General features: G+C 71.1%; 25 protein-coding genes. 10 read left to right on the top strand and 15 right to left on the bottom strand.

Annotated features, from left to right (window positions below):
- Positions 1-179: 179 nt before the first annotated feature.
- Together ABT297_RS16600 and ABT297_RS16595 are read right to left on the bottom strand one after the other, a co-directional pair.
- Entirely contained in the window at positions 180-1,007 is an 828-nt protein-coding gene (locus ABT297_RS16600; RefSeq protein WP_350549755.1) for an SAM-dependent methyltransferase, read from the bottom strand.
- A gap of 107 nt (positions 1,008-1,114) precedes the next feature.
- Entirely contained in the window at positions 1,115-1,675 is a 561-nt protein-coding gene (locus ABT297_RS16595; protein ID WP_350549752.1) for a 3'-5' exonuclease, read from the bottom strand.
- A 296-nt stretch (positions 1,676-1,971) separates the two neighbouring features.
- On the opposite strand from ABT297_RS16595, the gene ABT297_RS16590 reads away from it, so the two are divergent.
- Genes ABT297_RS16590 through ABT297_RS16580 form a run of 3 tightly spaced genes read left to right on the top strand, consistent with a single transcriptional unit; the run spans position 1,972 to position 2,671 of the window.
- The gene (locus ABT297_RS16590) at positions 1,972-2,145 is read left to right on the top strand and encodes a hypothetical protein (protein WP_350549749.1); all 174 of its coding nucleotides are present in this window, start codon (positions 1,972-1,974) and stop codon (positions 2,143-2,145) included.
- Positions 2,142-2,342, top strand: coding sequence for a type II toxin-antitoxin system RelE/ParE family toxin (locus ABT297_RS16585; RefSeq protein ID WP_350549746.1), 201 nt, complete (start codon positions 2,142-2,144; stop codon positions 2,340-2,342). The genes ABT297_RS16590 and ABT297_RS16585 overlap by 4 nt, the downstream gene beginning before the upstream one ends.
- Entirely contained in the window at positions 2,339-2,671 is a 333-nt protein-coding gene (locus tag ABT297_RS16580; protein WP_350549743.1) for a helix-turn-helix domain-containing protein, read from the top strand. Before ABT297_RS16585 ends, ABT297_RS16580 begins: the two co-directional genes overlap by 4 nt.
- A 269-nt stretch (positions 2,672-2,940) precedes the next feature.
- Here ABT297_RS16580 and ABT297_RS16575 read toward each other — a convergent pair whose 3' ends face one another.
- The 6 genes from ABT297_RS16575 to ABT297_RS16550 form a co-directional block, all read right to left on the bottom strand.
- On the bottom strand, positions 2,941-4,107 hold the full coding sequence (locus ABT297_RS16575) for a hypothetical protein (RefSeq protein ID WP_350549741.1): 1,167 nt from the start codon (positions 4,105-4,107) through the stop codon (positions 2,941-2,943).
- Positions 4,104-4,259: a hypothetical protein gene (locus ABT297_RS16570; RefSeq protein WP_350549738.1), complete on the bottom strand. Its 156-nt coding sequence runs from the start codon at positions 4,257-4,259 to the stop codon at positions 4,104-4,106. Before ABT297_RS16570 ends, ABT297_RS16575 begins: the two co-directional genes overlap by 4 nt.
- A gap of 111 nt (positions 4,260-4,370) precedes the next feature.
- Positions 4,371-4,883: a 5-(carboxyamino)imidazole ribonucleotide mutase gene (gene purE, locus ABT297_RS16565; protein ID WP_350549735.1), complete on the bottom strand. Its 513-nt coding sequence runs from the start codon at positions 4,881-4,883 to the stop codon at positions 4,371-4,373.
- Positions 4,880-6,010, bottom strand: a complete 1,131-nt coding sequence (locus ABT297_RS16560) for a 5-(carboxyamino)imidazole ribonucleotide synthase (RefSeq protein ID WP_350549732.1) — start codon at positions 6,008-6,010, stop codon at positions 4,880-4,882. Before ABT297_RS16560 ends, purE begins: the two co-directional genes overlap by 4 nt.
- Before the next feature lie 131 nt (positions 6,011-6,141).
- Positions 6,142-6,690, bottom strand: a complete 549-nt coding sequence (gene abmR / locus ABT297_RS16555; protein WP_350549729.1) for an ATP-binding transcription factor AbmR — start codon at positions 6,688-6,690, stop codon at positions 6,142-6,144.
- Between the two features lie 126 nt (positions 6,691-6,816).
- Positions 6,817-8,787, bottom strand: coding sequence for a thioredoxin domain-containing protein (locus tag ABT297_RS16550; protein ID WP_350549726.1), 1,971 nt, complete (start codon positions 8,785-8,787; stop codon positions 6,817-6,819).
- A gap of 188 nt (positions 8,788-8,975) precedes the next feature.
- On the opposite strand from ABT297_RS16550, the gene darT reads away from it, so the two are divergent.
- Together darT and darG are read left to right on the top strand one after the other, a co-directional pair.
- Entirely contained in the window at positions 8,976-9,614 is a 639-nt protein-coding gene (darT, locus tag ABT297_RS16545; RefSeq protein WP_350549724.1) for a type II toxin-antitoxin system toxin DNA ADP-ribosyl transferase DarT, read from the top strand.
- A 17-nt stretch (positions 9,615-9,631) separates the two neighbouring features.
- Positions 9,632-10,684: a type II toxin-antitoxin system antitoxin DNA ADP-ribosyl glycohydrolase DarG gene (gene darG, locus ABT297_RS16540; protein WP_350549722.1), complete on the top strand. Its 1,053-nt coding sequence runs from the start codon at positions 9,632-9,634 to the stop codon at positions 10,682-10,684.
- A 109-nt stretch (positions 10,685-10,793) separates the two neighbouring features.
- Here darG and ABT297_RS16535 read toward each other — a convergent pair whose 3' ends face one another.
- Both ABT297_RS16535 and ABT297_RS16530 read right to left on the bottom strand, forming a co-directional pair.
- Positions 10,794-11,924 carry a Fic family protein gene (locus ABT297_RS16535; RefSeq protein ID WP_350549720.1) on the bottom strand — a complete coding sequence of 377 codons (1,131 nt, stop codon included), beginning with the start codon at positions 11,922-11,924 and terminating at the stop codon, positions 10,794-10,796.
- Between the two features lie 12 nt (positions 11,925-11,936).
- Positions 11,937-12,491, bottom strand: coding sequence for a Uma2 family endonuclease (locus tag ABT297_RS16530; RefSeq protein WP_350549719.1), 555 nt, complete (start codon positions 12,489-12,491; stop codon positions 11,937-11,939).
- A 220-nt stretch (positions 12,492-12,711) separates the two neighbouring features.
- On the opposite strand from ABT297_RS16530, the gene trpB reads away from it, so the two are divergent.
- The 3 genes from trpB to ABT297_RS16515 are packed head-to-tail and all read left to right on the top strand — an operon-like array spanning position 12,712 to position 15,347.
- The gene (gene trpB, locus ABT297_RS16525) at positions 12,712-13,857 is read left to right on the top strand and encodes a tryptophan synthase subunit beta (protein WP_350549763.1); all 1,146 of its coding nucleotides are present in this window, start codon (positions 12,712-12,714) and stop codon (positions 13,855-13,857) included.
- Positions 13,854-14,570 carry a tryptophan synthase subunit alpha gene (trpA, locus tag ABT297_RS16520; RefSeq protein ID WP_350549717.1) on the top strand — a complete coding sequence of 239 codons (717 nt, stop codon included), beginning with the start codon at positions 13,854-13,856 and terminating at the stop codon, positions 14,568-14,570. Before trpB ends, trpA begins: the two co-directional genes overlap by 4 nt.
- Before the next feature lie 3 nt (positions 14,571-14,573).
- The gene (locus ABT297_RS16515) at positions 14,574-15,347 is read left to right on the top strand and encodes a GntR family transcriptional regulator (RefSeq protein ID WP_350549715.1); all 774 of its coding nucleotides are present in this window, start codon (positions 14,574-14,576) and stop codon (positions 15,345-15,347) included.
- Here ABT297_RS16515 and ABT297_RS16510 read toward each other — a convergent pair.
- The 4 genes from ABT297_RS16510 to mca form a co-directional block, all read right to left on the bottom strand.
- Positions 15,327-15,962: a hypothetical protein gene (locus tag ABT297_RS16510; RefSeq protein WP_350549713.1), complete on the bottom strand. Its 636-nt coding sequence runs from the start codon at positions 15,960-15,962 to the stop codon at positions 15,327-15,329. The genes ABT297_RS16515 and ABT297_RS16510 overlap by 21 nt on opposite strands.
- Before the next feature lie 93 nt (positions 15,963-16,055).
- Positions 16,056-18,542 carry a putative bifunctional diguanylate cyclase/phosphodiesterase gene (locus ABT297_RS16505; protein ID WP_350549710.1) on the bottom strand — a complete coding sequence of 829 codons (2,487 nt, stop codon included), beginning with the start codon at positions 18,540-18,542 and terminating at the stop codon, positions 16,056-16,058.
- Between the two features lie 250 nt (positions 18,543-18,792).
- Positions 18,793-19,059 (bottom strand): hypothetical protein, encoded by a 267-nt coding sequence (locus tag ABT297_RS16500; RefSeq protein WP_350549707.1) that lies wholly within the window; start codon positions 19,057-19,059, stop codon positions 18,793-18,795.
- A gap of 5 nt (positions 19,060-19,064) precedes the next feature.
- Positions 19,065-19,934, bottom strand: coding sequence for a mycothiol conjugate amidase Mca (gene mca, locus ABT297_RS16495; RefSeq protein WP_350549704.1), 870 nt, complete (start codon positions 19,932-19,934; stop codon positions 19,065-19,067).
- Between the two features lie 112 nt (positions 19,935-20,046).
- On the opposite strand from mca, the gene ABT297_RS16490 reads away from it, so the two are divergent.
- Positions 20,047-20,475 (top strand): DUF4307 domain-containing protein, encoded by a 429-nt coding sequence (locus ABT297_RS16490; RefSeq protein WP_350549701.1) that lies wholly within the window; start codon positions 20,047-20,049, stop codon positions 20,473-20,475.
- Positions 20,476-20,575: 100 nt separating this feature from the next.
- On the top strand, positions 20,576-21,076 hold the full coding sequence (gene greA / locus ABT297_RS16485; RefSeq protein ID WP_350549698.1) for a transcription elongation factor GreA: 501 nt from the start codon (positions 20,576-20,578) through the stop codon (positions 21,074-21,076).
- A 540-nt stretch (positions 21,077-21,616) separates the two neighbouring features.
- On the opposite strand, the gene ilvA is transcribed toward greA, so the two are convergent.
- The gene (gene ilvA, locus ABT297_RS16480) at positions 21,617-22,846 is read right to left on the bottom strand and encodes a threonine ammonia-lyase (protein WP_350549696.1); all 1,230 of its coding nucleotides are present in this window, start codon (positions 22,844-22,846) and stop codon (positions 21,617-21,619) included.
- Positions 22,847-22,849 lie beyond the last annotated feature (3 nt).

Genomic DNA, 22,849 nt, shown 5'->3' with positions numbered 1-22,849 from the left:
TCCTCAAGCGACGCATCTCCGACGTTGTCTACCAAGCCCTGCGCACCGACGACGCGCGCACTGCAGACACCCGCACGGCTTGACAGAGGAGCAATTTACAGTCCCTCTCTCGAGCACTTTGCCCTGCCACGTGGCAGGGCTCTCAGCGCGAACGATCGCGTGCGTGAGCCGAATGTCGTTTACTTGCGGGCGATGACGGCGAACAGCGACGCCTCGACCGGCGAGGGGCGCTCGGCCGGGTCGTCGATGGGGTGCCACTCCGCGACCGGCACGATGCCCGGCGGCACGATCTCGAGGCCGTCGACGAGGCGTTCGATCTCGCCGCGGCCGCGAAACCACATGTCGACGCCGGCGCGCTGGTTGACGGCGTCGGTCTGGGCCGCCACCTCCGGCGTCAACAGGTCCTTCGACAGATGGGTCAGCGCGATGTAGCTGCCCTCGGGCACGACGTCCAGCAGCGGCCGGACGATGACCTCGGCGTCGGGCACGAAGTGCAGCACCGAGACGAGCAGGATCGCGACCGGCCTGGTCAGGTCGAGCACGCCCCGCAGCGACTCGTCGCGCAGGAGCGCCTCCGGGTCGCGCATGTCGGCGTCGATGTACGCGGTCATGCCGCCGGGCGCGCTGGTCAGCAGCGCGCGGGCGTGGCTGAGCACGATCGGGTCGTTGTCGACATACACGACGCGGGCGTCGGGCACGATCGCCTGCGCGATCTCATGGGTGTTCGGCGAGACCGGAATGCCGGTGCCGATGTCGAGGAACTGCCGAACGCCGGCCTCGGCGAGAAACGCGACCGACCGCTCGAGGAAGCGGCGGTTGGCGATCGCGGCGGTGCGGATCGGCGGATACACCGCGGCGATCTTGTCGCCCGACTCACGGTCCGCGACGAAGTTGTCCTTGCCGCCGAGCCAGTAGTTGTACCGCCGGGCGGGGTGTGGCACGGTCGTGTCGATGACCGGCGCCTGGGTCGATGGGGTCGCGCTGCCGTCGCGCCATGGTGCCGTCATCGTCGCCGCTCCCGGGGCCGACCGTGTCGTCTGCCGGAATTCTGCCCGAATCGCCCGTTCATCGCTAGACGATCGTCGTCCGCCGCCCCGCCCCACGAGTAACGGCGTCAGACGCCGTCGTCTCCGGCCGGCCACCGGCCACGCTCGACCAGGTACAGCACGAGCGCCGCGATGTTCCAAGCGTCATCGGCACCGTTGTGGTGCCGCCCCTCCAGCGGCAGGCCGACGCTCTCCAGGGCGCCGGCCATGCCCTGCCGCCGGGCCCCGCGGGCATCGGCGAAGACGGCCTTCGCGTTGACGTGGACCGATCCGAAGGGGTACCACCGGGTGCCGTCACACTGCCGAGCGAACTGCTTGCGGTCGTAGTCACCCCAGCTCGCCCAGGGCCGGGAGTCCGATCGGTGGCGCCGTACGAGCTGCCGGCACGCCTCCTCGAACGGCACGCCGGCCGCCGCCTCCTCGGGCGTGATCCCGGTCAGCTCGGTGCAGAACCCGCTCACGGTCGATCGCGCGGGCCGCACCATGATCCGGTCTCGCCCCACCCGCTCCCGGGCGTCGAGATCCACCACGCAGACGCCGATCTCGATGATCTCGTTGACCTGACCGAGCGGCGGCGGCCCGTCCCAGCAGGTCGCCTCGACATCGATCACGTTGAGCAGTCGGTCCATGGGCCGTGAGTTTAGGAGACCGTTGCTCTATCCCCTGAGCTACGAGGGCGCGGTGCACAGTGTACCGACGCCTGGGCTGACCTGCGTTGGCATATCCCGCCCCCGGCTTGACCTGGCTTCGTTCGGGCTGGTGGGAGCGGGGGCCGATCACACAATCGGCGTTTGCGATGGGCGAGGCCCGTCCGGTATGCCCGGTTGGTTCGCCGTGACCCGAGCTGGCTCGCTTCGCCGATCACTCGTCGAGTTGGTGCGTGGCTGCTGGAGCGAGAATATAAGTCCGGCTTATACATACTGGTATGTGGGAGGTCAGGCTGCATCCCGAGGTCGAGGAATGGTTCCTGGAACTGTGTCGCACCGACGTGGTGACAGCAGACCTCGTGGCGGAGGCGATCGACGTTCTGGCCGAGCAGTGGCCGGCACTCGGTCGGCCGCTGGTCGACCGACTGAAGACAGCCTGTACCAGAACATGAAGGAGCTGCGGCCAGGCTCTGCCGGCCGTTCCGAGGTTCGGATGGTCTTCGCGTTCGATCCTGCACGTGAGGCGATTTTCCTGATGGCAGGGGACAAGTCCGGGCGGCGGGAGACGTGGTACCGCAAAGCGATCCCGCTCGCGGACTCTCGGTACGCCGACCATCTCGCAGCACTGAAAGAGGAGGGCCGGTCATGACCGAAGCTTCGAACTGGCGGGACGTCAAGGCCAAGGCTCGTGCCGCCGACCCGACCTGGGACAGCAGCGAGCGAGTTACCCGGCGCCGGGAGATGCGAGAGCAGATGCTGGCCTCCGTCAGCGGCGCTCAGCTGGCTGACATCCGTAAGCAGCTCGGCCTGACTCAGGCCCAGCTGGCTAAAGCGACCGGCCTGACTCAGGCGCGCATCAGCCAGATCGAGAACGGCGACGCCGTCGGCCTGGAGACGTTGAGGGCTTATGTGGTCGGGCTCGGCGGCCAACTCGATATCGTCGCCCGTATCGGCAACATCCAGCTCAACGTGGCCTGAGTAGGCCGCCTACCGAAGCCGAGAACCGTAGACATCGAGTAGCGACGCATTCGCTAGCTGGTGAGCTGGCGCACTGACAGCATTCGCTTGCCGCCTCGCTGCTTGACCTATGGCTACTGGCCTGGAGGTGAACGGCGGCGACCCCACTGGCCGACGCCAGTCGACGAGAACGGGTCGTGGTGCTCTGTTTCGAGGCTGGTCGGCGTCCACGACCGCCGCCCGGCCCGTCTCCCGCTGGACGGTCGCCACCCGGCCGCGGCGAACAGCGCTCATGTCGGCATCTCGCTGGCGGCGCTCGCGATGAGGCCGGCGCGTTCGAGGCGGTCCAGCAGGCTCGGCTTGCGGGCGTGTTCCTGGCGCAGCTGGTGGAGCCGCCCGCGGAAGGCCCTGCTCTGGCCGTCGCGTTCGCCGAGCGCCTTCAGGTCGGCCAGCAGCGCGACCGCCGCGTCGTACTCCTTCGGCTTCTTGGTCGCGATCAGCTCCGCCACCCGCTGCCACGCCTGTTCCGGATCAGTGGCCAGTTCGGCGAGGCGCCGGTCGCGGGCGGCCGCGGCCGCCGCCTCCCGGCGCGCCTGTTCGGCCGCCTTACGCTCCTCGGCCTGCCGCTGCCGGCCCGCCCAGCGCGCCTCGGCGCTGGCCAGCAACTCGCCCACCGTCCGGCCGCCACCGACGGCCTCCGCCGCCGCCCCGCCGCCGTACTGGCGCAGCAACTCGGCGCGGAGGTGCGTGTTGTCGCCGCGCAGCAGCCGCACGATGACCTTGTCCTTGTCCGCCACCGGCAGCCGTTGCACCCACTTGGCCAACGCTGCCGCCGAAGGCGCCTTCGTGGTCAGGGGCGCGCTGGCCTGAGCCGCCGCGTCGAGGAGATCCTCGTCCAGGCGCAGAAAGTCGACGAGGCTGCGCAGCGGCCCGGAAAGCTCGGCCAGGCCGGGCGGGACCGGTGGTTCCAACTCGTCCTCGTCCAGCTCCTGGTCCTGCACGCACAACAGCCACGCCAGATAGAGCAGCCGGTTGTCGCCGGCGGCCAGCTCCGCACGGACCGGGACGATCGACGCGAGCGCGGCTTGGTCGTCCCACCACTCTTCCTCGCCGTCCTCGTCCCTGCTGTACAGGTCGAGGATCACGTGCTCGTCCGTGGCCCACGAGGAAGCCGAGTGACCCACGCAGTGCGTTGCCGCGAGATCCGGATCCAGCAGTTGTACCGGCAGCCGCAGTGCGATCCGGCGGGTACCCCAGTTCGCCAGGTAGAGGTGGGCGTCGAAGTATCGCTCCATCCACCTGCGCGGGTCGGCCTTCAGGTCACCCCACTGGTAGTCGTTGACGAAGCTCGACGCGCTGATCCGGCCACGTGTCGACACCGCCCGCAGCTCGCGCTGCTCGGCTGTCGTCAACGGCCGGTCGATCGCCACGAACTCGTAGTACTGGTACTCGCTCACGCGTCATCCGCCCCAGTGCCGGTACGCCTCGATCCACTGTGCGCCGTCGGGCGGCGGATCCGGCGGCCCGTCAACTGCTCGTCCTCGTCATAGCAGTCAACAGTCGCCTCCGCGAGCAGTGCATCGAGCTGCGGCAGGCTCAGCGAACTCACCGGCGCAGAGTAACCCGGCCATCGACAGGCCCGCGGGGGAGGCTCCGTGCTCGGCGTTTGCCTGCTGCAGGTCCTGCAGCGGTACGTCGCGGCAAGCGGCGCGGCAGGGAACTATTCCGTGGGGGTCGGCTGCCCGGCGAGAGACGCCGAGAGGGCGGCGTCCTTCTCGGCCACCATCGCGCGCAGCGACTCCTGGAAGTCGCGGACCTTCGCCAGCAGCGCGGGATCGGCTGCGGCCAGGATGCGCACGGCGAGCAGGCCCGCGTTGCGTGCGCCCGCGATCGACACCGTGGCGACCGGGATGCCGGCCGGCATCTGGACGATCGACATGAGCGAGTCCATGCCGTCGAGGTACTTCAGCGGTACCGGCACGCCGATGACCGGCAGCGGGGTGGCCGAGGCGACCATGCCGGGCAGGTGGGCGGCGCCGCCGGCCCCGGCGATGATGACCTTCAGGCCACGGGCCACGGCCTCGCCGGCGTAGTCGAGCATGAGGTGGGGGGTCCGGTGCGCGGATACGACCCGTACCTCATGGGAAACGCCGAACTCGTCCAGCGCCTCGGCCGCCAGGCGCATGACCGGCCAGTCGGAGTCGCTGCCCATGATGATGCCGACGTCGGTCAATGCTGGTACCCCTCCTCGAGAATGCTGGCGGCCCGGCGGGCGCGCCTGCGGCAGTCTTCCAGATCGTCGCCGAGCACCGTCACGTGGCCGATCTTGCGGCCCGGGCGGACCTGCTTGCCGTACAGGTGGACCTTGGCGCCCGGCTCCTCGGCGAACAGGTGGTGCAGGCGCTCGTCGATCGACATGCCACCCGGCTCGCCGCCCAGGACGTTCGCCATGACGACGGCGGGGGCGGTCATCCGGGTGTCGCCCATCGGGTAGTCCAGCACGGCGCGCAGGTGCTGCTCGAACTGCGAGGTCCGGGCGCCCTCGATCGTCCAGTGGGCGGAGTTGTGCGGGCGCATCGCGAGCTCGTTGATGAGCAGTCGCCCGTCGGTCGTCTCGAACAGCTCGACCGCGAGCACGCCCACGACGCCGAGACTCGTGGCGATGTCGATGGCCAGGCTCTGAGCACGCACCGCATGCTCCTCGTCGAGGCCCGGCGCGGGGGCGAGCACCTCGACGCAGATGCCGCTCTCCTGGACGGTCTCCACGACCGGGTACGCCGCGACCTGCCCGAGCGGCGACCGCGCCACCACCGCGGCCAGCTCGCGCCGCAGCGGCACCAGCTCCTCGGCGATGATCTCCACGTCCGCCGGGATGTCGGCGGGCGACTCGGCCACGAACACCCCGCGCCCGTCGTACCCGCCGGTCGCCGTCTTCACGATCACCGGCCAGCCGACCTCGTCGCCAAACGCGCGCGCGTCGCCCGCCGTCCAGCGCGGCATGGGGAATCCGAGCGCCCCGAGGTGCTCGCGCATCATCCGCTTGTTCTGCGCGTACCGCAGGGCGTCCGCCCCCGGCAGCAGCGTGTGGCCCTCGGCGGCGAGTGCCCGGATGATCTCGCCGGGCACGTGCTCGTGGTCGAATGTCACCACGTCGCAGCCCTTGGCGAAGTCGCGCAGCGCGGCGAGGTCGTCGTGGCGCCCGATCCGCACGTCGGCGGCGACGAGGGCGGCGCCGTCGTCGGGCGAGACGGCGAGCACTCGCAGGGACTGGCCGAGGGCGATGGCCGCCTGGTGGGTCATCCGGGCCAGCTGCCCACCGCCCACCATGCCGACGACGGGGAGTCCGGTTCGGGTGTCCATAGGCTGGCCAGCCTAACGTTTCGGCTCGCGCCGATGGCACGGGCCAGGCGCCAGGGCATCCGGATATGTCCGACTTATCCGGCGATACCCCGGCGCCCAGCCGGCCTACGGCCCTCAGGGGGCCGCGCGGATCACACCGCTGGACCGCGGCGACGCAGCTCGTCGACCGACTCCATGGCCTGCCGCAGCTCGGTCAGCCAGGCGTCGGCGTGCTGCCCGACCAGAGCCACGCACCACGCCAGCGCCTCGGAGCGCGACCGCGCCACGCCCGAGTCGACCAGGGTGTCGAGCACCTGCCGCTCGGTCTGGCGCAGGCGGGTCATCACCGGGGCCGAGTGGGTGGTGAACAGCTCGTGTGCCTCGCCGACCCGCACGCCCCAGGAGACCTTGCGCCGGTATCGCCGCTCCAGTTGCTGCGCGATGCCGATCCGCTGGTCGCGGGTGGTCCCCCGGAACCCGGCGATGCGGCCCTGCGCGGCCGCGGCCCGGTCGGCGTCGGTGGCGTCGTCCGGCAGCGCGGGCTCGCTCAGCCGGCCGACGATCAGGATCTCGTCGCGGTCGATGGTCACCTCGGCCGGGCCCTGGAACCAGGTCTCCGGCAGCGCGCCGCCGATCCAGGCGGTCGCGTCGTCGGCCGGCGGGGGCTCGCTGCGCGGGCCGCCGCCGCGTCCCCAGGGCACGTCTCCTCGTCGAATCATCATTACTCCCTTGCTTGAGCAACTCTGATTACACGATTACACCGTTACAAGGCGACGCCAAGGCCGGGTGCGTTCGCCTGCGGTGAACGCACCCTGGGTACGACCGATTCAGGCCAGCTTGGCGACGAGGTCCTCGAGCGCCGTGACGGGCGCGTCGCAGACAAAACCCCGGCAGACGTACGCCGTGGGCCGCCCGTCCCGCAGCGGACGCCCCTCGAGAAGGGGCACCCCGGCGCGGTCCGGCTCGCCGGCGACGACGACGGCGCCCGGGGGCGCGTGCCACCAGGCGGCCGCGACGAGCGGGTCGGCCGCGTCGGCGGTGGCGATGGCGATCTCGTACGGGCCGGAGAGGAGCGCCTCCCCCGCCGCGCAGGCGTATCCGGTGAACCGCCCATGGGTCGCCGCCACGGCCGCGACAGTGCCGAGCGCGCGCTCGGCCGCCTCGCGGTAGGCGGTGTCGGCGGTCAGCGCCGAGTACGTGACCAGCGCCGCCGCGATCGCCGAGAGCCCCGCCGGGGTGGCGTTGTCGGTGACGTCGGCCGGCCGGGCGACGAGCGCCTCGGCGTCGTCGGCGGTGTCGAAGAAGCCGCCGCTGCCGGCGTCGCGGAACCGCTCGAGGGCCACGTCGAGCAACTCCTTGGCGAGCGCGAGCCAGCGGCCGTCGCCGGTGGCCTGGTGTACCGCGCAGAACGCCTCGGCGACCGCGCCGTAGTCCTCCAGCACACCCGCCGGCTCGCCGGCCACGCCGTCGCGGGACACCCGGCGCAGCCTCCCGCCGACCAGGTGAGTGCCGGCCAGAAACTCGGCGGTGCGGACCGCGAGGCCGATCGCTTCGCCGTCGTCGTACGCCTTGCCGTACTCGACCAGTGCGGTGATCGCCAGCCCGTTCCAGGCCGCGACGACCTTCCCGTCCCGCGCCGGCTGCGGCCGCCCCCCGCGCGCCCACAGCAGCTTGGCCCGGATGTCCTGCCAGCGCTCGGCGTTCGCCGGGTCCTCGGGCAGCTGCAGCACCGAGCTGCCGTGCTCGAACGTGCCCTCGCGGGTCACCTCGAGCAGGTGGCGCGCCCAGGCCCCGTCGACCTCGCCGAGCACCTCGTCGACCTGCTCGGGGGTCCAGACGTAGGTCAGTCCCTCCTCGCCGCCGGCGTCGGCGTCGAGCGCCGAGATGAAGCCGTGCCCGTCGTGCAGGTCCCGGGCCAGGAACGCGGCGGTCTCCTGGGCCACCCGCCGCCCGGTGCCGCTGCCGGCGATGCGGTCGAGGTGGGTGTACACGCGCAGCAGCAGCGCGTTGTCGTACAGCATCTTCTCGAAGTGCGGCACGGTCCAGGTGCCGTCCACCGCGTACCGCGCGAAGCCGCCCGCAAGCTGGTCGTACATGCCGCCGCGGGCCATCCGCTCGCAGGTGTGCCGGACCGCGTCGAGCACGGCGTCGTCGCGCGTGCGCTGATAGTGGCGCAGCAGGAACAGCAGCGCCATGTGCGGCGGGAACTTGGGCGCCCCGCCGAAGCCGCCGTGCTCGCCGTCGTAGGTCTTCATCAGCGTGGCGGCGGCGGACCGCAGTACCGAATCGTCCATGGGGTTTGCCGGGGGTCGCTCCGCGACCTTGCGGATGGCCTCGACCACGGCGGCGCTCTGCCGGACCACCGCCTCGCGCTGCTCACGCCAGGCGTCGGAGACGGCGTGGACCAGTCGCAGGAACGCGTCGCGGGGGAAGTAGGTGCCACAGTAGAACGGCTCGCCGTCGGGCGTGGCGAAGACGGTCATCGGCCACCCGCCCTGCCCGGTCATGGCCTGCGTGGCCGTCATGTAGACCGCGTCGACGTCCGGCCGCTCCTCGCGGTCGACCTTGATCGGCACGGTAAGCTCGTTGACGGCGGCCGCGACACCCTCGTGCTCGAACGACTCGTGCGCCATCACGTGACACCAGTGACAGGCTGCATACCCCACGGAGATGAGCACCGGCACGTCGCGCCGGCGCGCCTCCTCGAACGCCTCGGGCGACCACTGCCACCAGTCGACCGGGTTGTCCTTGTGCTGCTGCAGGTAGGGCGAGGTAGCCCCGGCGAGACGGTTGGCCATACCCCAACCCTCTCACGGCGGTCCGGCACTCACCCCCGGCGCAGCACCAGCAGGTCGAGGTGGTCCATCCACGGGTCTGGTCGGCGGCGTGCAGGCGGGCTAGGCCGCGCTGGTACTCCTCGTCGCGGCGGCGGACGGGAAGCGACAGGCCGCGACGCCTGGCCTACCCTCACCGTACGATGCGTCGGGTGGTATCGCCTGAGCCTGTGTGGATCATGCATTTCACCCACGTGAGCCACCTGACCGCAATCGCAGCCGCTGGACTGCTCAGCGACTCAGCCGCGCAGGGTGCTTCGTCGTTCAAGGTCGAGGTTGGTAACACCGGCATCAAGGAACAGCGGCGGCGGCGCGTGGTGCCCGTGGCTCCTGGCGGTGTGGTTGCGGACTACGCCCCCTTCTACTTCGCTCCCCGTAGTCCCATGATGTTCGCGATCTTCAAAGGCCGGGTTCCTACCTATCAGGGCACATGTGACGAACTGGTCTACCTGGTTAGCAAGGTCCAACGGATGATCGACCTAGGGCTCACCACAGTTTTCACCGACAGGAACGCAGCGCTCCAGGTCGCGAGGTTCAGCACGGATGTGTCAGAACTAGCGTCGATGATCGACTGGCCGCTCATGAGGGCGACATACTGGAACAACACGGAAGCGGAACCTGACCGGCGCGAGCGCCGGATGGCTGAGTGTCTTGTCCATGGTGGGGTACCGTGGTCAGCCTTCAGCGCAGTGGTGACTCGCAACGAAGCATGTGCTCAGCAGGCGACGGCGGCACTCACGGCTGCGGGAGCAACGACACACGTTTATGTCAGACCTACGTGGTACTTCTAGGGCATGAGGCGGCGAACATGATCACGCAGGCACACGGCAACCTGCTTGATGCCGACGTCGAAGCTCTCGTCAACACGGTCAACTGTGCTGGCGTGATGGGCAAGGGCATCGCACTGCAGTTCAAGCGAGCCTACCCGGCCATGTTCCGCGACTACGCGCGAGCGGCCAAGTCTGGCGAGGTCACGCTGGGACACATGCACGTCTGGCGAACTGGGCTACTCGCCGGTCCGCGCTTCGTCATCAACTTCCCGACCAAGGGGCACTGGCGAACGCGCTCCAGCCTTGCCGACATCGACAATGGCTTGGCGGACCTCGTTCGAGTGTTGCAAGAACTCGACATCAAGTCGGTGGCCATTCCGCCCCTCGGCTGCGGCAACGGCGGTCTGGAGTGGACCGACGTTGAGCCGATGATCAGGACCGCACTGGCCGCTTTACCCCACGTCGACGTAGTTCTGTATCCACCCGGACCAGCGCCGGCTGCACAGCAGATGAAGACTGCGACCGTCCGGCCGCCGTTGACGCTCGCTCGGGCCAGCCTCATCGACCTGTTGTCTCGGTATCTGGAGCGCACGCTTGAGGCGTCGCCGATCGAGATCCAGAAGCTGCTGTACTTCCTGCAGGTCTCCGGAGAACCCCTCAAGTTGCAGTACACGAAGGGTCTCTATGGCCCGTACGCAGACAACCTTCGGCACGCGCTACAAGCACTCGAAGGTCACTACCTAGTCGGTTTCGGCGATGGAAATGCCCTGGTCCGCGAAGCAGAGCCGATCCGTCCGCTTCCCGGCGCCGAAACCGAAGCAGTGGAGTTCCTCGTCAGTCATCCAACAACGCTGGAACGAATCGCTCGCGTGCTCGAGCTTGTCGAAGGTTTCGAGTCTCCTTATGGCATAGAGTTGCTCGCGACCGTGCATTGGGTCAGCGAGCGCGACCCACAAGCAGCCTCGGACGCCACAGCCGCAGTGTCCGCGGTCCGCGCATGGAGCCGGCGAAAAGAACGCATGTTCACGCCAGATCACGTCACGGCCGCCTGGACGGCACTCCGGGAACGCGATTGGATCGCCGCCGCATAGCCTGCCCGCGACAGGCCGCGTATCCCCACGGAGATGAGCACCGGCACGTCGAGCGGCGCGCTTCCTCGAACGCCTCGGGCGACCACTGCCACCAACCGCCAGGAGGCCGTCAGTAGGGTTCGGCCAGCGGGGCCGTCAGCGCGGACGCCTCCGCGTCGGCGGCCTCTTTGAGCTCGCCCGCCGCGATGTAGGCCAGCGTCTGGCCGTACCCGGTCGGGGCGACGAGGCCGGCCCGTTCGAGCCGGCGGATGTCGCGGATCGCCTGGTCGCGCGAGATGCCTTCCTCCCCCTGGTAGGTCTCCCGGCGTAACCCGCCGCTCGCCGCCGCGTAGAGCGCGGCGACAGTACGGTCGGCGAGACCCGCGTGCCCGGCGATGACCTCGGCTTGGTGCCAGACCGCGGCGCTGAGCTTCAGCCGGCGGTCCACAACCTGGGCCTGCTGGTGATGCGCGCGAAGGCAGAACCGTACCCAGCCGTGCGCACTCCGGCTCGGCTGATACGACCCTCGGCCCGTCTCCCGCAAGGCGCGGTAGTACTCGTAGGTGTTGACGTCGAAGCCGAGCCACTCCTCGATCGAGCAGAACTCTGGAAACGTCCGGCCGTCGCGGGCGATGACGAGCGTCTGCAGGCAGCGTGCCATGCGGCCGTTGCCGTCGCGCCACGGGTGGATCGCCACGAGGTTGAGGTGGGCCATGGCCGCCCAGACGAGCGAATGGGCACCGGGGTCGCCCATCTCCAACCACTCGACGAACTCGCGCATCAACGCGGGCACCTCCTCGGCTGGAGGCCCCACATAGGCCGGCGCCAGGGGGTCGGAGCCGGTGACCACGATGCCACCGCGGCGATAGCGCCCCGGCGACTTGTTCTTCCAGAACCGCAGCATCATGAAGTGCAGCGCAGACAGCACCATCTCGCCGTGCGTGAAGAAGTCCATCTCCGGCGTCTGCAGCACCCAGGTCAGCGCGTCGCGATACCCGGCCACGGCCTCCCGCGAGTCCTCGGGCACGCTCGCCGGCACTGCGGCACGCTCCACGATGGCCGCGGCGGTGCTCAACTCGACGGTGTAGCCCTCGATGCTGTTCGACCCCATGATTGCCCCGGCCAGCTGGCGTTTCCGCAGCCCACCGACCCACTTCCGGGCGGCGTTGGCGCCGGTCGCGCGGGCAAAGTTGGCGTGGAAGTCGTCGATCTGGGCCAGGACTCGCTCGTCGTCGCTGTCCAGCGGCGTCGAATGCAACATGCCTCGGCGTACTCAGGCCAGGTGATCGGCCGGATCGGTGTTGAGAAGCCAATTCAGCGGGTTCTTGCCCTGAACCTGGTAGCCGTTCTCGGCCAGTTCGTACATGGTCACGGTCTGCCCGGAGTCCCGATCCACGATCCAGTACCGCGGAATGCCCGCCGCCGCGTACTCGCGTCGCTTGGTCGCATGATCCGCCACTTCTGAACCCGGCGACACGATTTCGACAACCAGGAGCAGATCGACGACCGGCAACCAGACCGCGCGCGGCTGAGGCTTGCTCCACACCGCGAGATCCGGAATGCGCCCGCCCACCCCACCGTCGGGCCCGGGAATACGAAGCCCCATGGCCTGCATGACCTGCTCAGCGGACCAGCCGGCGGCGGCCAGCCAGAACATAAGGCGTGTTGCGATTACGGCATGCTCGGAATCCGGCGGCGGCATGACCGAGAGAACCCCTTCGGGACTGGTCTCATATCGGTGCCCGTGCGGATCCGCGGCCATCATCGCGGTGAGGTCCTCGAGCGACGCATATGCCGGCATGAACCGACCGACCGCCTCTGCGCTCATGGCAGGCAGTTTATCTGGTCGGCACACCGGAGAGGCAGTGCTACGGGCAGCTTGCAGGGCCCTGTTAGCCATAGGGCCACATTACTATCCCACGACGGTCCTCGACAAGCAGCCCCATTCGTGCAACAGTTCTAGAACTGTTGACTGTTCTAGAACTGTGGAGGGACTCGTGGGTGAGGTACTCATCCGGCCGCGGCGGGGCGTCGTACGAGGGCCGGTCATGGGGGATCCTGGGGCGCTCGGGCGGTTCGGGGAGTACGGCGGGCGGTACGTGCCCGAGTCGCTCATCGGGGCCTGCCGCGAGGTCGAGGAGGCGTTTCGCGAGGCCTGGGCCGATCCGGCGTTTCACGGGCAGCTCGACCGGCTGCTCGCCACCTACGCGGGCCGGCCGACGCCGCTGACGCCCGCGGTGCGGCTCTCCGCGGAGCTCGGGCTCACCGTGCTACTCAAGCGCGAGGATCTCATACACACCGGGTCACACAAGATCAACAATGTGCTCGGGCAGGCGCTGCTGGCCAAGCGGATGGGGCGGCGGCGGTTGATCGCGGAGACCGGGGCCGGGCAGCACGGGGTCGCCACCGCGACGGCGGCGGCGCTGTTCGGGCTCGGGGCCACCGTGTTCATGGGCGAGCGGGACATCGAGCGGCAGGAGCTCAACGTCTTCCGGATGCGCATGCTCGGGGCCGAGGTCGTGCCCGTGCGCGGCGGCGGGCAGACGCTCAAGGACGCCACCAGCGAGGCGATGCGGCACTGGGTCGGGGCCGTCGACGAGGCGCACTACTGCATGGGTTCGGTACTCGGGCCCGCGCCGTACCCGTGGATGGTCCGCGAGTTCCAGCGCGTCATCGGCGACGAGGCGCGCCGGCAGTGCGCGGCCGAACTGCCCGCCGCGGTGCCGGACTACGTGGTCGCGTGCGTCGGCGGCGGGTCGAACGCGGCCGGCACGTTCGCCGGGTTCGTCGACACCCCGGCGCGGCTGGTCGGGGTCGAGGCCGACGGCGGGGCCGGCGCGAGCAGGGGGCGGCTGGGGGTGCTGCACGGCGTGCGCTCGATGTTCCTGCAGGACGACGACGGGCAGATCAGCGAGGCGCACTCGATCGCGGCCGGGCTCGACTACCCGGGCATCGGGCCGGAGCACGTGCACCTGCGCGACCTCGGGCGGGCGCGGTACGTCACGGTCACCGACGACGAGGTGGTCGAGGCGGCGGTACGGCTGGCGCGCACCGAGGGCATCATCGCCGCGCTCGAGTCGGCGCACGCGCTCGCGTGGGTGCTGCGCGGGGAGCTGCCGTCCGGCTCGACGGTCCTGATCACGCTGTCCGGACGCGGGGACAAGGACCTGGCGACGCTGCGGGAGGCGCTGTGAAGCTGCTGATGCCGTACGTCACGGCCGGTGTGACGGCGGACTGGACGCAATATGTGCGCGCGTTCGCCGCCGCCGGCGCGGACATGATCGAGATCGGGCTGCCGTTCTCCGATCCGACGCTCGACGGGCCGACGATCCAGGAGGCGACGGCCGCGGCGCTGGCCCGGGGTGCGACCCTCGACCGGATTCTTCACGAAATATCGGAGATCTCGGTTTCGGTACCGCTGATCGCCAGCACCTACGCGAATCTCGTGATCCGCGAGGGCGCCCCGAAGTTCTGCCGCCGCCTGAGGGAGGCCGGCGTCAGCGCGCTCATCGTCCCCGACCTGCCGCTTGAGGAGTGCGCCGAGGTGGCCGACCACATCGACCTCGTCCTGCTCGCCTCCCCCGCCACGCCGGACCGCCGGCTCGCCGAGATCGGGCGGCGCAGCCGGCGGTTCGTCTACGCGGTGACGGTCATGGGCACCACCGGCGAGCGCGACGAGCTCGCAGCCTCCGCGGCCGCGCTGACCGCCCGCATCAAGCCCCGGACCGAACTGCCGGTCTTGTTAGGATTCGGCATCTCCACGCCCGCGCAGGCGGCGGAGGCGGCCGGCCTTGCCGACGGCGTCGTGGTCGGGGCCGCCGTCATGCGCCGCGTGCTCGACGGGGCTGGCCCGGCCGAGGTCGGGGCATACGTGGCCGAGCTGAGGGCAGCGATGTCAGGAGGATGACCCTTGGTCCGTGACGGCGGCGAGCCCCGCTACCGCGCCATCGCCGCCGACCTGGCCGCGAAGATTCACGCCGGCGACTACCCGGCCGGCTCCGCGCTGCCCGCGCAGCGGGAGCTCAGCAGCGCGTACGGCGTGACGCTCATGACGCTCCGCCAGGCGCTGCGGCAGCTCAGCGACGAGGGGCTGATCGTGCAGCAGGCGGGGCGGGGCACGTTCGTGTCGCCGCCCCACCTCGCGTATCGGCTGGGCTCGCTGCGCAGCCTCGCCGACGACCTGCGCGAGCAGGGGCACGCGGTGCGGACCGTGGTCGTGGCGGCCGGGCTCGCCGCGTCGGCGGAGCTCGGGCCGCGGGCGCTGCGGCTCGAGCGCGTGCGGGAGTTCGGGGGCCGGCCCTCGGTACACCAGATCTCCTGGGTCCCGGCCCCGCACGGCGAGCGGCTCCTCGGCGTCGATTTCACCGCGGTCGCCCTCTATGCCGCGCTCGCCGACGCCGGCGTGGCGGTGGCGCGCGCCTCCGAGACCGTGCGGCCCGCGCCGCTCGATCCGGTTTCGCAGGTGTACCTGCACAGGCCCGCCGGCACGCCGGTGTTCGTGAGCGAGCGGGTGACGTACGCGCTGGACGGCACCGCGGTGGTCGCCGACCGCGCGGTGATCCTCGGCGACGCGATGGAGATCCGCGCCGAGCGGGCCGCGACGGGCCTGTCGATGACGTGGTCCGGTGCCGCGCGAGCCGACTCGGCACCGGATTCAGCCGGGTCAGACGTGACCGCGCAATGACTTGTCGTACGTGACGGCGGGGTCGCCGCCGAGCACGTCCTTGGCGGCCCGCTGGAACGCCGTCGCCTCGCTGCGCTTGCGCAGCTGGACGGCGACCTCGCCGCAGGGCGCTCCCCCGTCGAGCCGCGCGATCGCGCCGGCCGGCAGCAGCGCCACCGCGTCCGGCCGCCCGGGCGGCTTGGCGACCACCCCGACGACGGCGCCGACCAGGCCGTGCCCGCCGCGGGTCAGCGCGACATGGTCACCGAGGCGCAGCCCGCGCCCGTCGACGGCGAGCAGTTCGGCATCCTTGTCGGGGGCCCGCCCTTCCAGGAGCGCGGCGCTGCGCAGCGCCGGGCTGCGCACCGCGGTCGCCACCGTCGCGTGCGCCAGCGTCACCCCGACCGTGGCGACCCCGACGCCGTACAGCGCCTGGTCACACTCGACCGCGGCGGCCTGCGGCAGCGCGGAGAGCCGCTCGATCTGCTCGGGCGTGAAACGCCCGACGAGCCGCACGTCGGCCCCGCCGGGCAGGTCGGCGAAGCGCTCGCTCCCGCCGAAGTGATCCAGCACCACGAACGCCGCGACCGCGGCCACGGCGAAGCCGATCGCGCCGGTGAACCCCCGCCTGCTCACAAGGGGTGACGGTAGGGCAACACGATGCCCCGCCGGCGCACGCCGCCGGTGTGTCGGACTTTCCGGGTTGTTCTCCGCCTCGCCGAGTGACGATCAGCCGGCGCCCTCGGCGCGGAGGTGGCGGCGTCGCATCTGGCGGCGTTCGCGCAGCACGGCCAGCAGGGCGTCCGGGGACATCGGCGGATAGAAGAGGAAGCCCTGCGCGGCCGAGCAGCCGAGCTCGGTCAGCCGGGCCCGCTGCTCCGGATTCTCCACGCCCTCCGCGACCACCCGCAGGCCCAGCCGGCGCGCCAGGTCGACCGTGGTCTGCACGATCGCGCCCGGCTTCGGCGCGTCCAGCATCTGGGCCACGAACTCGCGGTCGATCTTGACTTCCTGGACCGGCACCCGGGTGAGGACGGTGAACGCCGAGTAGCCGGTGCCGAAGTCGTCGACCGCGAGCTGGACGCCGAGGCGGCGCAGGCGGGCCAGCACGTCGTCGACGACCGGGGAACTGGAGAGCATGACGGTCTCGGTGATCTCGAGGACCAGCAGCTCGGCGGGGAGGCGGTGGCGGCCGAGCAGCTCGCCGACGGTCTCGGGCAGCTGCCGCTCGACCAGGCTGCGCGCCGAGATGTTGACGGCCACCGGGACTGCCAGGCCGGCCCGGCGCCAGCCCGAGGCCAGGATGATCGCGCGCTCCAGCACCCAGTGCGTGAGCGGGCCGATGAGCTCGCTCGCCTCGACGACCGGCAGGAACTGGGCGGGCGAGAGCTTGCCGCGGCGCGGGTGCCGCCAGCGGATCAGCGCCTCGACGCCGGTGATCCGGCCGCTGGTGGTGGAGGCGCCGGCCGGCCCGGCGAGCGCGACCGCGGGCTGCAGCTCGAGCGTGAGCTGCTCCAGGCCGGGCGCGTTGGCGGCGAGGGCCTCGCGCAGCTCGGCCAGCAGGGCCAGGCGGTCGGTGCTGGCGTCGTCGCGCGTCGGGTCGTACCAGGCCACCGGCTGGGCGCCGTCCTTGGCCTGGTACATCGCGATGTCGGCCCGGCGCAGCAGTTCGCTGAGGTCGGCCGAGCCGGCCGCGGCGACCACGACGCCGATCGACGCCTCCTTGGACAGCGCGACGCCGTCGATACACATCGGGGCGGCGATCTGCGCGCCGAGCTTGCGGGCGCGCTCGACGGCGGCGGCGAGGGCCAGGTCGGCCTCGCCGGCGGCCAGGTCGGTGATGAGGATCGCGAACTCGTCGCCGCCGAGGCGGGCGTGCAGGTCCCCGGCGTTGCCCGAGTCCAGGACCCGGCCGGCGATCACCTTGAGCACATCGTCGCCGGCGGTGTGCCCGAGGGCGTTGTTGACCTCCTTGAAGTCGTTGACGTCGAGCAGCAGCAGGGCCACCGGGGCGCCGGGAGCGCGGGTTCCGAGCCGCAGGTCGCCGCGGGCGAGCAAGGCGACGCGGTTGAGCAGGCCGGTGAGCGGGTCGCGCACCGCGTCATACGTGGTCCGCTCGCTCATCGCCCGCAGCGCGTCCTGGGTGATCGCGTCGTGCAGGGCGGCCGCGAGCGCTTCGCCGAACGTGGCGAGCATCAGGCGGTCCCGGGTTCGCCGCGGCTCGGGACCGGCCAGGTGCAGTTCGCCGACCGCGACCATGCCGACGGTCAGCGGACGGGTGGTGACCGGGCCCGGCGGCAGCTCGCCGTATGCGCGGCCGCCGGCGAGCACGATCCGGGCGGCCGGTACACGGAACAGGCGCGCGGCGCCCGCGACGCCGGCCAGCGCGGCGTCGCGCTCGTCGAGTCGGTTGAGGTCGCGGGCCACCTCGGCGAACTCGGCCCAGGTGCGGCGCTCGTCGTCCTCGCCGAGCCGGTTGGCGTAGAACTGGTGCATCAGCCACAGCACCGGCGGCAGGAGCAGCAGCAGAAAGCCGCTGGTGGCGCAGGCCCAGACGATCACCAGGCCGGCCGCGACGTTGCCGACGAGCATCAGCGCGGTGCTGCCGAGCATCGAGCCGGCGACGGCGCGCACGGTGCCGCCGCCGGTCACCACGAGGCGGGCGGTGATTAGGGCGAGCGTGACCAGGTAGTGGACGGCCGCCGCGGCCACCAGCGCGCCGATCAGCCCCGGTGACAGCCCGTCGCCGGGGTCGCGACCCATCGCGGTCCCCTCCACGAGCGCGCCGAGCGCCGCGGCGACCGTGAGCGCGGCGACGCCGTAGACGACCTCCCGGGCCGGGCGGGCCTGACCGGCGCGCCGGTCGACGGCGTGCAGGACGGCGTGCGCCGCGGCGAACCCGGCGAGGGCGACCGGTGGCACGAGCGCGGGCGGCAGGCTCGCGCACAGCACCACGACGGCGGCCTCGCCCCACGCCGGCCTGGCCAGCCCGCCACCGGCCCGCAACCGCAGGCGGGCCAGCTGCGACACCATCGCCACGGCGGCGCCGGCGAGCAGGGCGACCGGCAGGGCCAGCGGTCCGTCGAGGCCGAACCGATGCGACGCGGCGCCGACGGTGCCCTCAGGCAGGCCGGAGGCGATCACGAGAGCGGCCGATACCGCCAGGGCGGCGGCGAGGACCAGCGGGGCTACCAGGCGGAGCGGCAGCGGCCTCATCGCCGGGCCGAATCGGCCGGGGACAATGCATCGGCCGGGGACAATGACCCTGGGTGGCGGCGCCGGTGCGCCGGGTGCCGGGCGGCCGGTCGGGCGCGCGTCGGGACGCTCACATTCGCCCCCTTCCCTGGCCCACAGGGATGCGCGATCGACGAAATGGAACGCGCACCCCGAGAAGGCTAAGCCACGACGGAAAGGGGCAACAGAGGTCAGCGATGTGTTTCTAACTCAGATCATCGACCGGCGATACTCAAGCTGGCGTCGATTTGTCCAGCCGATCGGCGCCGGAGTCGGCGCGATCACCGGATTCCGCGGGGTCCGCGCCACCGCTCCTGCGGTCGGCGTCCGGATCGGGGAATTCGACCGGCAGGCGGCGGATCCGCGCGCTCATGTTGCGGATCAGGAAAACCGTCACAATGCCCAGGATCACGATGATGAACAGGCCCATGGGACCGGCCAGTCCCCCGGACCTGGTGTCGCCGAAGTTGTTCTCGGCAAGTATGTCCAACGCGCCCATGCCCTTCACCTTACGCCGGCGAAGAGATCGTCTTCGGGCCCGCTCGCCTCGACGTATGACTTGACCAGCTCGTAGTCCTCCGTCGGCCAGATCTTCTGCTGGATCGGCAGCGGTATGGCGAACCAGAACCCGTCGGGGTCGACCTGAGTGGCGTGCGCACGCAGGGCGTCGTCGCGGACCTCGAAGAACTCGCCGCAGGGCACCCGCGTGGTGACCCGCTCGGCGGGGTCCCGCCGGTCCGGCTCGTCCCAGTTCTTCATCCACTCCGCATAGGGCGACTCGCCCGTCGCCTCGATCATCGCCTCGTGCAGCAGCTGGATGCGGGTGCGCGACCAGCCCATGTTGTAGTACAGCTTCAGGGGCTGCCACGGCTCTCCGCGGTCCTGGAAGCGGCTCGCGTCGCCGGCCGCCTCGAACGCCACCATGCTGATCCGGTGTGTCATGACGTGGTCGGGGTGCGGGTAACCGCCCTGCTCGTCGTAGGTGGTGATCACGTGCGGGCGGAACTTGCGGATCAGCTCGACCAGCGGCGCCGCGGCCTCCTGGGGGTCGACCAGGCCGAAGCAGCCCTCGGGCAGCGGCGGCAGCGGGTCGCCCTCCGGGAAGCCGGAGTCGACGAAGCCCAGCCACTCCTGGCGGACGCCCAGGATCTCCCGCGCGCGATCCATCTCGGCGCGGCGGATCTCGGCGATGTTCTCCCAGATCTCCGGCTGGTCCAGCTTCGGGTTGAGCACGCTGCCGCGCTCGCCGCCGGTGCAGGTGACGACGAGCACGTCGACACCTTCGGCCGCGTATTTCGCCATGGCTGCCGCGCCCTTGCTCGACTCGTCGTCCGGGTGTGCGTGCACCGCCATCAATCGCAGCTGCTCGCTCACGAGCTCTCCCTCACGGTCTGTTCGGCCCCGTGGCTGCCCCGCCGCGGGACCGCCCCGGGTAACGACCCTATTGTGGTCGGTACCTCCGACAAAACGACGAGGACGCTCACCCGTGACCGACCCGCGCAACGAGACGCACGCCACATCCAAGTACCCGCCCGGCCGATACGGCCGGCGCCGGGAGCCGCAGCCGCGCCGCCGCTGGCTGGTGTTCGCGCTGGCCGGGGTCGTCGCCCTGGCCGGGCTCGCCATCGCGTGGCGGCTGTACACGCAGTACGGGCCGCAGGACTACGAGCCGCAGGTTCAGCACTTCTACAACGTGACCGACGACGGCGTCACCATCGAGTTCGTGGTGCGCAAGGACCCGGACAAGCGCGCGACCTGCAGCGTCCGGGCCCGCGCGGCCAGCGGCCAGGAGGTCGGGCTGGCCCAGGTCGACGTGCCGCCCGGTGCCGAGGCGTTCGTCACATACCGGCTCGCCACGAGCGACCGGCCGGTCACGGCGGAGGTCCCGGCCTGCGGGCCGCTTCAGTCGAGATGAAATGACCCGCCGGTAACGCCCCGGCGAATTCAAGTGGCTGCGGTGATGCGAGTCACTGGTACTTTGGTGGTTTGACCAAGCGTGCGTAAGGAGATCTTCAGTGTCGACCACCGACGGCAACCAGGCCACCACCTGGCTGTCGCAGGACGCATATGACCGGTTGCAGGCCGAGCTCGACGAGCTCATCGCCAACCGTCCGGCGCTCGCCGCCGAGATCAACGCACGCCGCGAAGAGGGCGACCTGCGTGAGAACGGCGGCTACCACGCGGCGCGCGAGGAGCAGGGCAAGGCCGAGGGCCGCATCCTGTATCTGAAGGAGTTCCTCCGCAAGGCGGTGGTGGGCGACGCCCCGACCACCGACGCCGTCGCCCCCGGCACCGTCGTCACGATCCAGTTCGACGACGACGAGGACGACACGGAGAAGTTCCTGCTCGGCTCGCGCGAGATCGCCGCGACCACCGACCTGACCGTCTACAGCCCGGAGTCCGCGCTGGGTCAGGCGATCCTCGGCGCGAAGCGCGGCGACACCGTGACCTACACGGCCCCGAGCGGCGCCGCGATCAAGGTGAAGGTCATCGACTTCGAGCCGTTCGCCGGCTGATCCCCGCACCGCGACGCCCGTCGGCGCGCCCCTCACATCGACTTGAGGGTGCGCGCCGATCGTGCGCTACGGACCGCCGTCCCCGCGCTCGCCACGGCCGCGGCCGGCTCGCCCGACCGGCCTCGATCACCCGCGCGGCCCGCTCGGCGGGTCCGAGTCGCACCGCGACACCCGGTCCAGCCCGGCGTCGCGCCGCCCCTCGATCGTGGGCCGCGCGTCCACGCGCAGTTTCGCGATGGCCCCGGCGACCGGCCGTCCGGCGACCGGCCACCAGGCCTAGGCCTCGCGCCCGGCCAGCCTTAGAGTGACCGTCAATTGGGCGCTTGGCATCGCGAGAAGCCGAGTCCGGGCGGCGCAGGCCGCGCCTGCGATCCGCGTCGCCCGACCATCATGTTCGCCGTGATCACGGAGTAAAAATGCACAAAAAGCAGCACGTTCGCTCCGTGATCAAGGAGAACCCCGTGCACTGTGGGCGCCGGACGCACGACCACGGAGACTTTGCTCGGCGGACTGCCACTGCCAGCCAAGTGACGGTCGCTCTTAGATGCCGAAGGTCACCGTGTAGCCGGCCGAACGGAGGGCGCCGATCAGCCGATCGGAGTGCTCGGCGCCGCGGGTCTCCACGGACAGGCCGAGCTCGACCTCGCCGAGCGCCAGGCGCGGATCCTGGCGGCGGTGGGCGACGTCGACCACGTTGGCGCCCTGCTCGGCGATGCACGTCAACAGCTTCGCCAGGTGGCCGGGGCGGTCCCCGCAGCGGACGGTGAACGTGAGGTAGCGTCCTGCGGCGGCCAGGCCGTGCTCGATGACACGGACCATGAGCATCGGGTCGATGTTGCCGCCCGAGAGCACCGCGACGGCCGGCGTCTCGACCTTCACGACGCCGGCGAGCAGCGCGGCGGCCCCGACGCTGCCGGCCGGCTCGACGACCATCTTCCCCCGCTCCAGCAGCATGAGCAGCGCCCGGGAGATGTCCTCCTCACTCACCGTGACGATGTCGTCGACGAGCTTGCCGACGTGGGCGAAGGTGAGGTCGCCGGGGCGGCCGACCGCGATGCCGTCGGCGATGGTGCCGAACGTGTCCAGCCGCACCGGGCGGCCCTCGCGCAGCGACGGCGGGAACGCGGCGGCGTCGGCCGCCTGCACGCCGATGACCCGCACGTCCGGGCGCAGCGCCTTGATCGCGACGGCCAGCCCCGAGATGAGCCCGCCCCCGCCGACCCCGGCGATCACGGTCTTGACCTCGGGCACCTGCTCCAGCAGCTCCAGGCCGATGGTGCCCTGCCCGGCGATGACGTCGGGGTGGTCGAAGGGGTGAATCAGCACGGCGCCGGTGCGCTCGGCGAACTCGTGCGCGGCGACCAGGGCCTCGTCGACGGTGGAGCCGGCGAACTCGACGGCCGCGCCGTACCCCTTCGTCGCGGCGATCTTGGGCAGCGGCGCTCCGACCGGCATGAACACGGTGCTGGCGATGCCGAGCAGGGCGGCCGCGAGCGCGACCCCCTGCGCGTGGTTGCCGGCGCTGGCGGCCACGACGCCACGCTCGCGCTCCGCAGCGCCGAGGCGGGCCAGCCGCACGTACGCGCCGCGCACCTTGAAGGACCCGGCGCGCTGCAGGTTCTCACACTTGAGCCACGTCGGCCCGCCGAGTTTGGCGGTCAGTGGCCGGCAGGGCTCCACCGGGGTCAGGCGGGTCACGCCTGCCAGCAGTCGCCTTGCCGCTTCGACATCGGCGAGCGTCACGAGCTCCGATGGGACGGCGACGGTCATGCC

Source organism: Dactylosporangium sp. NPDC000555, from assembly GCF_040300025.1.
Taxonomy (GTDB): domain Bacteria; phylum Actinomycetota; class Actinomycetes; order Mycobacteriales; family Micromonosporaceae; genus Dactylosporangium.
This window is presented reverse-complemented; position numbering and strand designations above follow the sequence as displayed.

Excerpts from the sequence above, each read along its gene's own strand:
- ABT297_RS16600 (WP_350549755.1), bottom strand. The coding sequence starts at position 1,007 with ATGACGGCACCATGGCGCGACGGCAGCGCGACCCCATCGACCCAGGCG.
- ABT297_RS16595 (WP_350549752.1), bottom strand. The coding sequence starts at position 1,675 with ATGGACCGACTGCTCAACGTGATCGATGTCGAGGCGACCTGCTGGGAC.
- ABT297_RS16590 (WP_350549749.1), top strand. The coding sequence starts at position 1,972 with ATGTGGGAGGTCAGGCTGCATCCCGAGGTCGAGGAATGGTTCCTGGAA.
- ABT297_RS16585 (WP_350549746.1), top strand. The coding sequence starts at position 2,142 with ATGAAGGAGCTGCGGCCAGGCTCTGCCGGCCGTTCCGAGGTTCGGATG.
- ABT297_RS16580 (WP_350549743.1), top strand. The coding sequence starts at position 2,339 with ATGACCGAAGCTTCGAACTGGCGGGACGTCAAGGCCAAGGCTCGTGCC.
- ABT297_RS16560 (WP_350549732.1), bottom strand. The coding sequence starts at position 6,010 with ATGGACACCCGAACCGGACTCCCCGTCGTCGGCATGGTGGGCGGTGGG.
- ABT297_RS16550 (WP_350549726.1), bottom strand. The coding sequence starts at position 8,787 with ATGGCCAACCGTCTCGCCGGGGCTACCTCGCCCTACCTGCAGCAGCAC.
- darG (WP_350549722.1), top strand. The coding sequence starts at position 9,632 with ATGATCACGCAGGCACACGGCAACCTGCTTGATGCCGACGTCGAAGCT.
- ABT297_RS16535 (WP_350549720.1), bottom strand. The coding sequence starts at position 11,924 with ATGTTGCATTCGACGCCGCTGGACAGCGACGACGAGCGAGTCCTGGCC.
- ABT297_RS16530 (WP_350549719.1), bottom strand. The coding sequence starts at position 12,491 with ATGAGCGCAGAGGCGGTCGGTCGGTTCATGCCGGCATATGCGTCGCTC.
- trpB (WP_350549763.1), top strand. The coding sequence starts at position 12,712 with ATGGGGGATCCTGGGGCGCTCGGGCGGTTCGGGGAGTACGGCGGGCGG.
- ABT297_RS16505 (WP_350549710.1), bottom strand. The coding sequence starts at position 18,542 with ATGAGGCCGCTGCCGCTCCGCCTGGTAGCCCCGCTGGTCCTCGCCGCC.
- ABT297_RS16500 (WP_350549707.1), bottom strand. The coding sequence starts at position 19,059 with ATGGGCGCGTTGGACATACTTGCCGAGAACAACTTCGGCGACACCAGG.
- ilvA (WP_350549696.1), bottom strand. The coding sequence starts at position 22,846 with ATGACCGTCGCCGTCCCATCGGAGCTCGTGACGCTCGCCGATGTCGAA.